A 14,246-nucleotide genomic window follows, 5' to 3' on the forward strand; every position below is an offset into this window, starting at 1 on the left:
CCGCCATAGTGTTCCTAACTAGAACACACCCCCCGAGGAGACACCGTGAACCGCAGCATCGCAGGGTGGATCGCCCACCGCTGGGCCAAGTGGGTCGTGCTCCTGCTCTCGCTGGTCTTCATCGTGGGCGTGGGCATCATGCTGGGCTCCAAGCTCACCAGCGTGCAGGACAACGACGTCGCCTCGTGGCTTCCCGGCGATGCCGAGTCGACCAAGGTCATCCAGCAGTCGAAGGCCTTCGCCAACCCCGACGACATCCCGGCCGTCGTGCTGTACGAGCGCGACGGGGGCACGACGCCGGCCGACCGGGCCAAGGCCACCGCCGACGCCGCCGACCTCAAGGGGGTCAAGGACGTTTCCACCGTCCTCGGGCCGTTCCCGTCGAAGGACGGCGAGGCTCTGCAGGTCATCGCCACCATCACGATCAACAGCGACGGGTGGGAGGCGCTGCCCGACCGGGTCGACGACATCACCAAGATCGCCGATCGCGGCAACGACGGCCTGGAGGTCAGCCTGGCCGGCCCGGCCGCCCTGGGCGCCGACCAGGCCGAGGCGTTCTCGGGCATCGACGGCATCCTGCTGTTCTCGGCCGTCGGCATCGTGTTCGTGATCCTCTTGATCACCTACCGCAGCCTGCAGCTGGCCATCCTGTTCCTCCTGGCCGGCGTGCTCGGCGCCGTGCTGCCAGCGCAGGGGATCGTCTACCTGTTGGCCAAGTACGCCGACCTCACGGTCAACGGCCAGAGCGCCGGCATCCTCAGCGTCCTGGTGCTGGGGGCCGGCGTGGACTACGCCCTCCTCCTCGTGGCGCGCTACCGAGAGGAGCTGCACCGGTACGAGGATCGGCACGAGGCCATGGCTCACGCGCTTCACCGCGCCGCTCCCGCGATCCTGGCCAGCGGAGCGACCGTGATCATCGGCCTGCTGTGCCTGACGCTCGCACAGATGAACTCGACCAGCAGTCTCGGCCCAGTCGGCGCCGCCGGGATCGCGGTCGCACTGCTGACGATGCTGGTCACGCTTCCCGCTCTGCTCGTGATCTTCGGCCGCTGGATCTTCTGGCCGTTCGTGCCGCGGTTCGGCGACCCGATCAAGAGCGACACCGGTGTGTGGGCCAAGGTCGGCCAGCGCATCACGAGGGCCCCACGCGCCGTCTGGGTCGTCACGACGCTCGTCCTGGTGGGTCTGTCGTTCGGCATCCTGCAGCTCAATGCGACCGGCCTGTCCAACGAGGACAGCTTCACCAAGGAGCAGCCGTCGGTCGTGGCCGAGAAGAAGCTCGCCGCGCACTTCCCCGGCGGCGCCGGCTCGCCCGTCGCGATCATCGCGAAGGGCGACAAGGCCCCCGAGGTGCAGAAGGCGTTCGCTTCCGCCGGGGGCATCGACCCCGCATCCGTGGCGGTCAAGAGCCCGGCCGGCAGCCCGGTGGCCTACCTCGAGGGCACGTTGACCTCGGCGCCCGACTCCGACGCGGCGTTCGACACGATCGACCGGGTACGCGACGCCGTGCACGCCGTCGACGGAGCCGATGCGATCGTCGGCGGCAACACGGCGGTCAACAAGGACGTCCAGGCCGCGTCCAGCGCCGACAACAAGCTCATCATCCCGGTGATCCTCGTGGTGGTGCTGCTGATCCTCGGCCTGCTGCTGCGCTCGATCGCGGCACCGCTGGTCCTGCTCGTGACGGTCGTGGTGTCGTTCGCGGCGGCGGTCGGCATCAGCGCCCTGGTGTTCCGCCACGTGTTCGGCTTCGAGGGTGCCGACTCGTCGTTCCCGCTGTTCGCCTTCGTGTTCCTCGTCGCCCTCGGCATCGACTACAACATTTTCTTGATGACGAGGGTGCGCGAGGAGTCGCTCAAGCACGGCACCCGCAGGGGCGCGCTGATCGGGCTGGCCGCGACGGGCGGCGTCATCACCTCGGCCGGCTTCGTCCTCGCCGGCACGTTCACGGCGCTGGCGACGCTGCCGATCGTGTTCCTCGCCGAGCTCGGCTTCGTGGTCGCGGTGGGCGTCCTGCTCGACACGATCATCGTCCGCTCCGTGCTCGTGACCGCGCTCAACCTCGACATCGGACGACACATCTGGTGGCCGAGCGCCCTGTGGCGCACCGACGGGCCGGAGCACCTCGCCGATGACGCCCACCCGGCCGAGCCGGTCGACGTGTCCGGCGAGCCGGCGCACAAGGCGTAGCTGCACCGAGGTTGCAGGGCTATGGGGGCGGCGAGGCGTCGCCCCCATAGACTTGACTGTCGTGAGCAACGAACTGCGCGGCGTCCCCGAAAAGCCCGTCCTCGAAGGTCTCGAGGCCACCTGGTCCGCCCGGTGGGCCGAGCAGGGCACATACGCCTTCGACCGCTCGAAGTCGCGCGACGAGATCTACTCGATCGACACGCCGCCGCCGACCGTCTCGGGCTCGCTGCACGTCGGCCACGTGTTCTCGTACACCCACACCGACCTCGTCGCGCGCTACCAGCGCATGCGCGGCAAGGAGGTCTTCTACCCGATGGGCTGGGACGACAACGGCCTGCCGACCGAGCGCCGCGTGCAGAACTTCTTCGGCGTCCGCTGCGACCCGACCCTGCCGTACGAGGCCGACTACACGCCGCCGGCCGAGCCCGACGCCAAGCGTCAGGTGCCGATCAGCCGCCGCAACTTCATCGAGCTGTGCAACCAGCTGGTCGAGGAGGACGAGAAGGTCTTCGAGCAGCTGTGGCGCACGCTCGGCCTCAGCGTCGACTGGTCGCAGCAGTACACGACGATCGGCGACGACTCGCAGGTCGTGTCGCAGCGCGCGTTCCTGCGCAACGTCGCCCGCGGCGAGGCGTACCAGCAGGACGCCCCCACGCTCTGGGACGTGACGTACCAGACCGCCGTCGCGCAGGCCGAGCTCGAGGCGCGCGAGTACCCCGGCGCCTACCACCGGGTGGCCTTCCACGGTGCCGACGGGCCCATCTTCATCGAGACGACCCGCCCCGAGCTGATCGGTGCCTGCGTCGCCCTCATCGCCCACCCCGACGACGAGCGCTACCAGCCGCTGTTCGGCTCGACCGTCACCTCCCCGCTGTTCGGGGTCGAGGTGCCGGTCGTCGCGCACGCGTCCGCCGAGCCCGACAAGGGCTCGGGCATCGTGATGTGCTGCACCTTCGGCGACCTCACCGACGTCATCTGGTGGCGTGAGCTGCAACTGCCCAACCGCACGATCATCGGTCGCGACGGCCGCATCCTGCCCGACGCCCCCGAGTGGATCGCCACCGAGTCCGGTCGCGAGCTGTACGCGAGCCTGGCCGGCAAGACGACGTTCACCGCCCGCGAGCTCACCGTCGCGGCGCTCAAGGAGTCCGGAGACCTCGACGGCGACCCCAAGCCGACGCAGCGCATGGCCAACTTCTACGAGCGCGGCGACAAGCCGCTCGAGATCGTCTCGACCCGCCAGTGGTACATCGCCAACGGTGGACGCTCCGCCGACCTGCGCACCGAGCTGATCGCGCGCGGCGACGAGATCGAGTGGGTCCCGACGTACATGCAGTCGCGCCTGACCAACTGGATCGGCGGCCTCAACGGCGACTGGCTGGTCTCACGCCAGCGCTTCTTCGGCATCCCGTTCCCGGTCTGGTACCGCCTCGACGAGGCCGGCGAGCCGGTGTACGACGACCCGATCCTGGCCGACGAGGCCAGCCTGCCGGTCGACCCCGCGTCGCAGGCCCCTCCGGGCTTCGACGACTCGCAGCGCGGTGAGCCCGGCGGGTTCATGGCCGATCCCGACGTGCTCGACACCTGGGCCACGTCGTCGCTGACCCCGCAGATCGTGTGCGGCTGGGAGCGCGATCCCGAGCTGTTCGCCAAGACCTTCCCGATGGACCTGCGACCGCAGGGTCACGACATCATCCGCACCTGGCTGTTCTCCACGATCGTCCGCTCCCACCTCGAGCACGGCAGCGTCCCGTGGTCGCACACCGCGCTGTCGGGCTTCGTCGTCGACCCCGACCGCAAGAAGATGAGCAAGAGCAAGGGCAATGTCGTCGTCCCCGACGAGATCCTGCAGTCGTACGGTGCCGACGCCGTCCGCTGGCGTGCTGCCGGCGCCCGACCTGGTGCCGACTCCCCGTTCGACGAGGCGCAGATGAAGGTCGGTCGCCGCCTCGCGATGAAGGTGCTCAACGCGAGCAAGTTCGTGCTCGCCGCCGAGGAGCAGTACGGGCTCGGCGCCGACGCGTCGCACCTCGACCCCGCCCGCGTCACCGAGGCGATCGACCTGGCCCTGCTGAGCCGCCTGCGGGGCGTCGTCGACGAGGCGACCACCGCCTTCGAGGCGTACGACTACGCGACGGCCCTCGAGGTGACCGAGAAGTTCTTCTGGGACTTCTGCGACGACTACCTCGAGCTGGTCAAGGAGCGCGCGCGCCGTGACGACGCCGGTGGAGCGTCGGCGAAGGCGACCTTCGTGCTGGCGCTGTCGGTGCAGCTGCGCCTGCTGGCGCCGTTCCTGCCGTACGTGACCGAAGAGGTCTGGTCGTGGTGGCAGGAGGGCTCGATCCACCGAGCCACGTGGCCCAGCGGCTCGACCGACCTGACGACCTCGGAGCAGGATCCCGGTGTGCTGGCTGCTGCGGCGACCGTTCTCGCCGACATCCGCGGGGCCAAGTCGGTCGCCAAGGTCAGCCAGAAGACCGAGATCGGCGAGCTGTCGATCACCGGCACCGCGGCCGACCTGGCGCTGCTGTCGCTGGCCTTCGACGACGTCCGCGCCGCCGGACGCGTCGCCGCCGAGCCCACCCTGACGACCGACGAGGCCGCGACCGGCTTCACGGTCGTCGCGACTCCCGCACCACCGGCCTGACCCTCACCGGGCCCTGCCCCCACAACCCGCGAGTGGCGCAATCCTGCGAAAGTGGGACGGCGTGTCCCGCGGGGTTGCGCCACTCGGCGGCGGGGTTGCGCCAGTCGGCGACGGGGTTGCGCCACTCGGCGACGAGGTTGCGCCACTCGGCGACAGGGTGACGCCGGCGGACGAGCTGACCTTGCGGGGTCAGAGGGTGCGGAACGTGATGCCGGCAGCCTGCAACCGCGTGATGAGGGCGTCGCCCATCGCGACCGCGGTGGTGGTCTGACCCGAGACGTCGGGCAGGTCGTCGAAGGCCAGGCACAGGGCCGACTCGCTGAGCATCTTGGCCGTCTCGGTGTAGCCCGGATCGCCGCCCGCGACCTCGGTGACGACCGTCGTGCCACCTGCCTCCCCGATCAGGCGCAGCGAGAACCACGACTTCGCCCGCTTCTGCTCGTCGGGGCCGTCACCCTGCGACTTGAGCTTGAGCAGCAGCGAGCGCGTGGGCGGCAGCTGCGCGCCGGCCATCAGCACCGCTCCCCCGACGACCGTGCCGGCCAGCATCGGCAGCTTCTTGAACTGGGCGAAGTGCGAGTAGCTGAAATCGGGGCCGTAGCGCTCGAGGGCGCGCGCCGACCGCAGCACGATCTGGGGATCGATCGTGGGCAGCGGCAGCGCCCAGCCCCGGCCCTGCGCGCCCCGACCGATCGAGCCGCCGCCCCGCACGCGACGCCCCTCGGGACGCCCTTCGAGCTTCTTGCGCTCGGCGGCGGTGCGGGCCGACTGACGAAGTCGCGAGAACGCACCGATCGCCGAGTGGTAGGTGCCGCCCGACGCGGTGCCGCCGGCGCGGATGTAGCCCTTGACGTCGATCGGCACGCCGGCCGGCAGCTGCTCGACCGTGTAGAGCACGCCCAGGTCGTACGGGATCGAGTCGAATCCGCAGGCGTGGACCAGACGCGCGCCGGTGCGCTGGGCGGTCTCGTGGTACTTGAGCCACATCGCGTCGACGAACTCCGGCTCGCCGGTGAGGTCGACGTACGCGATGCCGGCCTCGGCGGCCGCCTTGACCGCCGGCTCGCCGAGCTGCACGTAGGGCCCGACCGTCGTGATGAGCACACGGGTGCTGCCCGCGAGGGCCGCCATCGAGTCGGCGTTGTCGGTCTCGGCCGAGATGATCTCGGGGCGCACGCCACCGAGGGCGTCGATGCGCTCGGCCACGGCCTCGAGCTTGGCCTGGTTGCGACCGGCGATCGCCCACGTCGCCCCGTCGGGCAGATGGGTGCCGAGGTAGTCGGCGGTGAGCCCACCGGTGAATCCGGTGGCTCCGAGCAGGGCGATGTCGACGGAAGTCATGTCTCCAACCTACCGGCAGGTAACGACGGCGGCGCGCGACCAGTATCAGCCCGGGTCGAGCACCCGTCGCCTCAGGAAGTCGACCTGGTCGGCCACCGCCGGCTCGAACCACGGGTCTCGGTAGATCGCGAAGTGGCCTGTCGCGTAGGTGACGACCTCGGCGTCGGGGGCACGTCGCACCTGACGCTGAGCCGTGCGAGGCGGCGCGACGGTGTCGTGGAGGCAGATTCCGGCGAAGACGGGTACCCGCGCCCGGCGGAGACGCCGGCCGGGCCGGTAGCCCATGATGCGCAGCCCGACACGGGCCGCCGCATGGTTGTCGAAGCTGCCCAGACGAGGGCGGTTGCCGGGCTGGCTACGACGCCTTCTTGGCCGCTTCGTCGTGGGTCAGGATCTGCGGACCCTCGTGACCGGCGACGGTCGCGGCGTTGACGATGACCTTGGCCACGTCGTCGCGGCTCGGGATCTCGTACATCACGGGCTCGAGCACCGACTCGATGATCGAGCGGAGGCCGCGCGCGCCGGTGCCGCGAGCCAGCGCCAGGTCGGCCATCGCCTCGCTGGCGTCCGTGCTGAACTCGAGCTCGACACCGTCGATCTCGAACAGGCGGACGTACTGCTTGGTGAGGGCGTTGCGGGGCTGCGTGAGGATCGCCACGAGGGCGTCCTTGTCGAGGTTGTCGACGGCGGCGATGACCGGCAGACGACCGATGAACTCAGGGATCAGGCCGAACTTGAGCAGGTCTTCGGGCAGCACCTTGGAGTAGAGCTTGTGCGGCTCGGCCTTGGCCCCGATGTCTTGCTGCGCCGCACTGAAGCCCAGCGCCATCTTGCCGCTGCGCTGCTCGATGATCTGGTCGAGACCGGCGAACGCGCCGCCGACGATGAACAGCACGTTGGTGGTGTCGATCTGGATGAACTCCTGGTGCGGGTGCTTGCGCCCGCCCTGCGGAGGCACCGAGGCCGTCGTGCCCTCGAGGATCTTCAGGAGCGCCTGCTGCACGCCCTCGCCGGAGACGTCGCGGGTGATCGACGGGTTCTCGCTCTTGCGCGAGATCTTGTCGACCTCGTCGATGTAGATGATGCCCGTCTCGGCCTTCTTGACGTCGTAGTCGGCGGCCTGGATGAGCTTGAGGAGGATGTTCTCGACGTCCTCGCCGACGTAGCCGGCCTCGGTCAGGGCCGTGGCGTCGGCGATCGCGAACGGGACGTTGAGCATGCGCGCCAGCGTCTGGGCGAGGTACGTCTTGCCGCAGCCCGTGGGGCCGACCATGAGGATGTTGGACTTGGCCAGCTCGACCTGGTCGTCCTTGCCGCGCCCGCTGGACGCCTGGGCCTGGACGCGCTTGTAGTGGTTGTAGACCGCCACGGCCAGCGACTTCTTGGCGCCGTCCTGACCGATGACGTAGCCGTTGAGGAAGTCGTAGATCTCGTGCGGCTTGGGCAGCTCGCCCAGGCTCAGCTCGGCACCCTCGGCGAGCTCTTCCTCGATGATCTCGTTGCACAGGTCGATGCACTCGTCGCAGATGTAGACCCCGGGACCGGCGATCAGCTTCTTGACCTGCTTCTGGCTCTTGCCGCAGAAGGAGCACTTGAGCAGATCGGCTGTCTCACCAATACGTGCCATGGGGGTCCCTTTCGTGCCGGTAGCTGCTACCGGAGTGCTGTGGTGACGGGGCCTGGGTGACCGAGATGACGTGCTTCCACCGTAGCGGCGAATAGCGTCGTCGTCTCGGTCACCGGCCGTATGTCGGACGGCAACTTGCCTGCCGAGCGATCAGATGGCGGGGGTCTTCAGCGTGTCGAGCACCTCGTCGACGAGTCCGTACTCGACGGCCTGCTGGGCCGTCAGGATCTTGTCGCGGTCGACGTCCTTGCTGACCTCTTCGATCGGCTTGCCGGTGGCGTCGGAGATCATCTTCTCCATCAGCTCACGCATGCGGAAGATCTCGTTGGCCTGGATCTCGAGGTCGGAGATCTGTCCGCCGGTGCCCTCGGTGTAGGGCTGGTGGATCAGGATGCGGCTGTTGGGCAGAGCCAGGCGCTTGCCGGGCGTGCCGGCGGCCAGCAGGATCGCTGCGGCCGAGGCGGCCTGACCCAGGCACAGGGTCTGCACGTCGGGCTTGATGTAGCGGATCGTGTCGTAGATCGCCGTCAGCGCGGTGAACGAGCCACCGGGGCTGTTGATGTAGATGCTGATGTCGCGATCGGGGTCCATGGCCTGCAGCGACATGAGCTGCGCCATGACCGCGTTGGCGACGTCGTCGCTGATCGGGGTGCCCAGCATGATGATGCGGTCCTCGAAGAGCTTGGTGTAGGGGTCGATGCGACGGAAGCCGTAGCTCGTGCGCTCTTCCCACTGCGGGATGTAGTAGCTCATCGGACAACCTCTCCTGCGCTGCGGACGACGTGGTCGATCAGGCCGTACTCCTTGGCCTGGTCGGGCGTGAACCAGCGGTCGCGGTCGGAGTCGAGCTCGATCTGCTCGACGGTCTGGCCGCTGTGAAACGACTGCAGCTGGTTGAGCTGCTTCTTGAGCAGGATGCTCTGCTCGGCCTGGATCTTGATGTCGGAGGCGGAGCCGCCGATGCCGCCGGACGGCTGGTGCATCATGATGCGCGCGTGCGGCAGGGCGTAGCGCTTGCCCGCCGTGCCGGCCGCCAGCAGGAACTGGCCCATGGAGGCTGCCAGGCCCATGCCGAACGTCGCGACGTCGTTGGAGATGAACTGCATCGTGTCGTAGATCGCCATGCCGGCGTCGACGGAACCGCCGGGCGAGTTGATGTAGAGGTAGATGTCGGCCTGCGGATCCTCGGCGTTGAGCAGGAGCATCTGCGCGGCGATCGCGTTGGAGTTGGAGTCGCGGACCTCGGACCCGAGGAACACGATGCGCTCCTTGAGCAGGCGCTGGTAGATGTGGCCGTCGAGATCCGAGGGGCCGGCCTCGCCGGCCATCCTCGGCGACAGTGGGCTGGAGCTGTCAGATGTGTTCACGTCCACAAACCTAGACGGCACCGGGGACGAACACACGCGAAAACACGGCTGTTCGCTGATGGCATACGCGCGTCGTGCCCGACCTGCTCAGTCGGAGGCGCCGACGACGTGCTGGTCCCAGTCGATGACCGAGCCCGTCACGACGCCGCTGCGATTGGACAGCAGCAGCACGGCCAGCGCCGCCATGTCGTCGACCTGGCCGAGCCGTCCCATCGGCTGGGACGCCGAGGCCTCCGCCAGCCATGAGTCGTCGGCGTCGTGGAACTCGCGCTGCACGGCGTCCTCGCCCTCCGTCTGGGTCCAGCCGATGTTGATCCCGTTGATGCGGATGCGGTCCCATCGGTGGGCGTGCGCCGCGTTGCGGGTCAGGCCCGCCAGGCCGGCCTTGCTCGCCACGTAGGGCGCGAGGTAGGGCTGTCCCCCGTGCGACGACATCGTCAGGACGTTGACGATCGTGCCGCCCGCACCCCGAGCCACCATGTCGGCGACGGCCGCCTGCATCAGGAAGAACGGGCCCCGCAGGTTGACCGCGACGTGCTCGTCGAACAGCTCGGGCGTCGTGTCGAGCAGCGTGCCGCGGCTGGTGAGGCCGGCGGCGTTGACCAGGCAGTCGATGCGTCCGTGCCGCTGGATCGTCGTGGCGACCGCGGCCCGCGCCTGCTCGACGTCGGCGACGTCGCACGGAACGAAGCTCGCGGCGGGCCCGAGCGCACCGACGAAGGCCTCGCCGACGTCCGCGCGTCGTCCGGTCACCACGACCGTCGCGCCCTCGGCGACGGCAGCCCGCGCGACCGCGCCGCCCACGCCTTGGGTGCCTCCGCTGACGAGCACGACCTTGCCGGCCAGCATCGGCTCAGCCATCGGTGCTCCTCCGACCCGCGTACGCGTCGATCGCGTCGTCGAGCTGCGAGGGAGACCAGGCTCCGGCCAGGGCCTGGTGCACGATGTCGGCCTGCGAAAGCGGTGTGAGACCGCCGATCGGCTGGTCGCGGTCGAGGTTGGTCGGGAACGGGTAGCCCTCCGCCGTCGCGGCGACGGCGCAGGCCAGCGCCTCGGCGGTCCAGCCGGCAGCGGCGCGGGCGGCGAGCGCCGGGTAGACGGCGGTGACCATCCGTGCCCGGTCGACCGACTCCATGGCCCGCCCGAAGCCCGACGAGACCTGCAGCAGGTTGGCCATGCGCTGGACGTCGGTCGAGACGTTGTCGCCCGCCCCGTGGAACACGGCGGGGTTGAAGAACGCCGCATCGCCCTTCGCCAGCGGCAGCTGCACGCGGTGCTCGGCGAAGTACTCGCGGAACTGCGGCAGGCGCCACGCGAGGTAGCCGGGGACGTACTTGTGCGAGTGGGGCAGGTAGAGCGTGGGTCCGCTCTCGACCGGCATGTCGGAGTGCGCGACGGCGCCCTGCAGCGTCAGCACCGGCGACAGCACGTGGACGTGCGCCGGGTAGCGCTCGACGACCTCGTTGGACAGGAAGCCCAGGTGGTAGTCGCGGTGAGGGTCCTGGGCCACGCCTCCAGGACGCACGACGTTGACCTGCGACGTGACCTGGTAGCCGGGGCCGAGCCATGCCCGCGAGACCAGCGCGAGGACGTCGTTGGCGTAGTAGTCGACGAAGGCCTCCGGATCACGCACCGCGAGCTTCTCGAGCGCGTTCCAGACGCGGCTGTTGGCGCCGGGCTTGGCGAAGTGGTCGCCCGGCGCGGTGCCGGCCGTCCGCTCGTCGTCGATGATCGCGTCGAAGGCGGAGGTGACCCGGTCGACGACCGAGGTGTCGTCGAAGGCGCCCTTCAGCACGACGATGCCGGGCCCGTCGCTGAGAGCCCGTGCCAGCTCGCCCTCGACCTCGACCTCCTCCTCCGGCGTCGACGCGGCGGCGCGCAGGACGGCCGAGTCGTAGACCAGCACGCCCTGCTCGACACGGTCGGCGTGCGGGTAGTCGTCGACGTCGGTGGACGTCTGCACGACGGACTCGAAGTCGTCGAGGCGGCAGTCGGACTCGCGCAGTCGCGCTGGCCGGCCGGCGGTGCCGTGGATCGTGGCGGTCATGCATCCTCCTGGGTTGCGGTCATGCCTCGACGCTAGTGCCAGACGTATGCTCGACGGGTACCTCGAACACCTCAAGAACACCTCATCGTGACACGGAGCACGTATGGCACACCCCTACCGGATGCGTGAGATCGCGCAGCAGTCCGGGCTCAGCCTCGCGACGATCGACCGCGTGCTCAACCGGCGCCCCGGGGTGCGCGCCGGGACGGTCGCGGAGGTCGAGCAGGCGATCGCCGAGCTCGACCGTCAGGCGTCCCAGGTGCGGGTGGCGGGACGGACGTTCCTGGTCGATCTCGTGATGCAGGCGCCCGCACGGTTCTCGTCGGCGGTGCGGTCGGCGCTCGAGGCCGAGCTGCCGCACCTGCGACCCGCCGTGATCCGGGCGCGGTTCCACCTGCAGGAGGCCAGCTCCCCCGACCAGGTCGTTCGGACGCTCGCGACCATCGCGCGGCGGGGCTCGCAGGGAGTCGTGCTGAAGGCACCCGACCACCCCGCGGTCGTGGCAGCCGTCGACGACCTGGTGCAGGCCGGCATCCCGGTCGTGACGCTCGTGACCGACGTGCCGAGCAGTCGGCGCATCGCCTACGTCGGCATCGACAACCGCGCTGCGGGGGCGACGGCCGCCTACCTGCTGTCGCAGTGGACGCCGGACGGCCACGGGGCGGCCCTCACGACCCTGAGCAGTGCGGCGTTCCGCGGCGAGGACGACCGGGGGGCGGGCTTCCGCGACGCCTGGGCCGAGCTCGCTCCCGGCCGCCGCGTGCACGAGGTCGCCGAGACCGACGGGCTGGACGAGACGATGCTCGACTCCGTCGCCGCGGCGCTCGAGGCCGACGCGACGATCGACACGGTCTACTCGATCGGCGGGGGCAACGTCGCGACGCTCGAGGCGTTCAGGCGCGCGGGACGGACCTGCCGGGCGTTCGTGGCGCACGACCTCGACGCCGACAACGCGGGGCTCCTGCGCTCGCGCCGACTGTCGGCCGTGCTGCACCACGACCTGCGCGACGACATGCGGCGGGCGTGCCGGGTCGTGATGCAGGCCCACGGCGCGCTGCCCGGGCCCGTCCACTCGCTGCCGTCGCACATCCAGGTCGTCACGCCCTACAACGAGCCCAGCGCCTTCCTCCCCCACCGCTGAGGCCCCGATCCGGGCTCCCACGAGGCCGTGGGAAACCCGCGGGCACCGCTGAGGAGAAGCGTCAGAGGGTGAAGGCGGCGCGGAAGGCCTCAAGCGCGCGATCGCTGCCCTCGACCGAGGGGTCGATCGCGAAGGCCTCCATCGCCACGACACCGTCGTAGCCCGCATCGGCCAGCGCCTGGGCCACGAACGGCCACCTGACCTCGCCCGTGCCGGGCTCGCAGCGTCCGGGGACGTCCGCGACCTGCACCTCGCCGATGTGCGGAGCGGCCCGCCGGATCAGGTCGACGAGGTTCCCCTCGCCGATCTGCGCGTGGTAGAGGTCGAGGTTCATCTTCAGGTGCGGGCTGTCGACCGCTGCGACCAGCGCGAGCGTGTCGGCGGCCCTCGCGAACGGCGTGCCGGGATGGTCGACCTCGGTGTTGAGGTTCTCGAGCACGAAGGTCACGCCGTGCCGAGCACCCAGCTCGGCGACGCGCGACAGGGTGCGCGCCGCCGCCAGCCACATGTCCCCCGTCACGACCTCGACCGGACGGACGGGGATGCCGCCCTCGCCGAGGCCCGTGCCGTGCAGGTTGAGCGACGGGCACCCGATCGCCTGCGCGAAGGGGATCGACTGCTCGGCCGTGCGCAGCAGGTCGTCGGCGCCCTGGGGTGTGACCAGGTCGCCGCTGACGTAGCCCGTCATCGACGTGAACCGGGCGCCGGTCGCGACGAGCGCGGCGGCGTCCTTGGCGGTCCAGTCCCAGATCTCGTTGGCGAAGCCGGCGGCATGGATGCGCTCGACCCGCTCGAGGTGCGGCAGGTCGGTGTAGACCATCTCGGAGCAGATCGCGAGGTCGAAGGCCATGTCAGACTCCCTGCGCGACAGAGGCGCGAGCGCCTGACGTCATCGAGTCGATGCACGCCTGGGCGATCGCGAACGCACCGAAGGCGTCGTCGCCCGTCACCGCCGGCGCGCGCCCGTCGCGCACGGCTTGCGCGAACTCGGCGAGCTCGCCCGTGTAGGCGTCGATCAGCAGATCGGTGTCGCTGTGCGACGTCGCCGCGAGCCGCCCGTCGGCGTTGTGCAGGCGCAGGGACGACTGCGCACCGTCACCCATCGTGACCATGCCCTCCGAGCCCAGCACCTCGCCGCGCACGTCGTAGCCGTACGTCGCGGCGAAGCTCGCCTCGGCGGTCGCGATGGCGCCGTTGTCGTAGCGGATGACGACCGTGGCGTGGTCGAGCAGCGTCGGGTGGCCCGGTGCCGTCAGCGAGCCGGCCGTCGCGACGACGTCGACCGCCTGCGCCCCGGGGTTGAGCCAGTTCAGCGTGTCGAAGTCGTGGATCAGGGTCTGGGTGAAGATCGTCCACGGTGGGACGACGTCGGGGTCGGACGGCCCCCGGCCCGGGTCGCGGGTCAGCGAGCGCAGCTGGCGGACGGTACCGAGCCGGCCGGCGACGATCGCGTCGTGCGCCTCGACGAACTCGCGGGCGAAGCGACGGTTGAAGCCGACCTGGAACGCGACGCCCGCGTCGGCCGTGGCGCGACGGGCGCCGTCGATCTCGTCGAGCGTCATGCCGGCGGGCTTCTCGCTGAAGACGTGCTTGCCGGCTGCGGCCGCGGCGACGATGAGGTCGGCATGGGCGACCGACGAGGCTGCGATGACCACGGCGTCGACGTCATCGGCAGCGAGGACGGCCTCGACGGAGGTCTCGGCGCGGGCGCCCAAGGGCTCGGCGAGGTCTGCGGCGACGCCGGGGCGTGGATCGGCCACGGCGACGAGGGTCGCCTCGGGCACGCGCCGGGCGATGACGTTGGCGTGCGAGGTGCCGATGCGGCCGGCACCGATCAGGCCGATGCGGACGGAGGTGGGAATCATGGGACTTCTCTCGACTAGAAC

The 14,246-nt window shown here is 70.1% G+C and carries 12 protein-coding genes; 3 read left to right on the forward strand and 9 right to left on the reverse strand.

The window, feature by feature from the left end; genetic code table 11:
• Positions 1-45: 45 nt before the first annotated feature.
• Together DX116_RS16530 and valS are read left to right on the forward strand one after the other, a co-directional pair.
• A complete protein-coding gene (locus tag DX116_RS16530) occupies positions 46-2,190 on the forward strand; it encodes an MMPL family transporter (RefSeq protein WP_119705294.1) in 2,145 nt (714 codons plus the stop codon).
• Positions 2,191-2,251: 61 nt separating this feature from the next.
• Positions 2,252-4,837 carry a valine--tRNA ligase gene (valS, locus tag DX116_RS16535; RefSeq protein WP_233556842.1) on the forward strand — a complete coding sequence of 862 codons (2,586 nt, stop codon included), beginning with the start codon at positions 2,252-2,254 and terminating at the stop codon, positions 4,835-4,837.
• A gap of 189 nt (positions 4,838-5,026) precedes the next feature.
• Here valS and DX116_RS16540 read toward each other — a convergent pair whose 3' ends face one another.
• The 7 genes from DX116_RS16540 to DX116_RS16565 form a co-directional block, all read right to left on the reverse strand.
• Positions 5,027-6,178 carry a saccharopine dehydrogenase family protein gene (locus tag DX116_RS16540; protein ID WP_119705296.1) on the reverse strand — a complete coding sequence of 384 codons (1,152 nt, stop codon included), beginning with the start codon at positions 6,176-6,178 and terminating at the stop codon, positions 5,027-5,029.
• A gap of 45 nt (positions 6,179-6,223) precedes the next feature.
• Positions 6,224-6,358: a hypothetical protein gene (locus tag DX116_RS20435; protein WP_267897699.1), complete on the reverse strand. Its 135-nt coding sequence runs from the start codon at positions 6,356-6,358 to the stop codon at positions 6,224-6,226.
• A gap of 175 nt (positions 6,359-6,533) precedes the next feature.
• Positions 6,534-7,805, reverse strand: coding sequence for an ATP-dependent Clp protease ATP-binding subunit ClpX (gene clpX, locus DX116_RS16545; protein WP_119705297.1), 1,272 nt, complete (start codon positions 7,803-7,805; stop codon positions 6,534-6,536).
• A 150-nt stretch (positions 7,806-7,955) separates the two neighbouring features.
• Complete coding sequence (locus DX116_RS16550; RefSeq protein WP_119705298.1) at positions 7,956-8,558, reverse strand: ATP-dependent Clp protease proteolytic subunit; 603 nt, start codon at positions 8,556-8,558, stop codon at positions 7,956-7,958.
• Positions 8,555-9,133, reverse strand: coding sequence for an ATP-dependent Clp protease proteolytic subunit (locus DX116_RS16555; RefSeq protein ID WP_119705299.1), 579 nt, complete (start codon positions 9,131-9,133; stop codon positions 8,555-8,557). Before DX116_RS16555 ends, DX116_RS16550 begins: the two co-directional genes overlap by 4 nt.
• Before the next feature lie 126 nt (positions 9,134-9,259).
• Positions 9,260-10,033: an SDR family oxidoreductase gene (locus tag DX116_RS16560; protein WP_199716107.1), complete on the reverse strand. Its 774-nt coding sequence runs from the start codon at positions 10,031-10,033 to the stop codon at positions 9,260-9,262.
• Positions 10,026-11,219, reverse strand: coding sequence for a phytanoyl-CoA dioxygenase family protein (locus DX116_RS16565; RefSeq protein ID WP_119705300.1), 1,194 nt, complete (start codon positions 11,217-11,219; stop codon positions 10,026-10,028). Before DX116_RS16565 ends, DX116_RS16560 begins: the two co-directional genes overlap by 8 nt.
• 103 nt (positions 11,220-11,322) lie before the next feature.
• Here DX116_RS16565 and DX116_RS16570 point away from each other — a divergent pair, with 103 nt between their 5' ends.
• Positions 11,323-12,360, forward strand: coding sequence for a LacI family DNA-binding transcriptional regulator (locus DX116_RS16570; protein ID WP_119705301.1), 1,038 nt, complete (start codon positions 11,323-11,325; stop codon positions 12,358-12,360).
• Positions 12,361-12,421: 61 nt separating this feature from the next.
• Here DX116_RS16570 and DX116_RS16575 read toward each other — a convergent pair whose 3' ends face one another.
• A complete protein-coding gene (locus tag DX116_RS16575; protein WP_119705302.1) occupies positions 12,422-13,210 on the reverse strand; it encodes a TIM barrel protein in 789 nt (262 codons plus the stop codon).
• Between the two features lies 1 nt (position 13,211).
• Positions 13,212-14,225 (reverse strand): Gfo/Idh/MocA family oxidoreductase, encoded by a 1,014-nt coding sequence (locus DX116_RS16580; protein ID WP_119705303.1) that lies wholly within the window; start codon positions 14,223-14,225, stop codon positions 13,212-13,214.
• Positions 14,226-14,246 lie beyond the last annotated feature (21 nt).

Origin of the sequence: Aeromicrobium endophyticum (assembly GCF_003586285.1) — a bacterium.
Classification (GTDB): Bacteria; Actinomycetota; Actinomycetes; order Propionibacteriales; family Nocardioidaceae; genus Aeromicrobium; species Aeromicrobium endophyticum.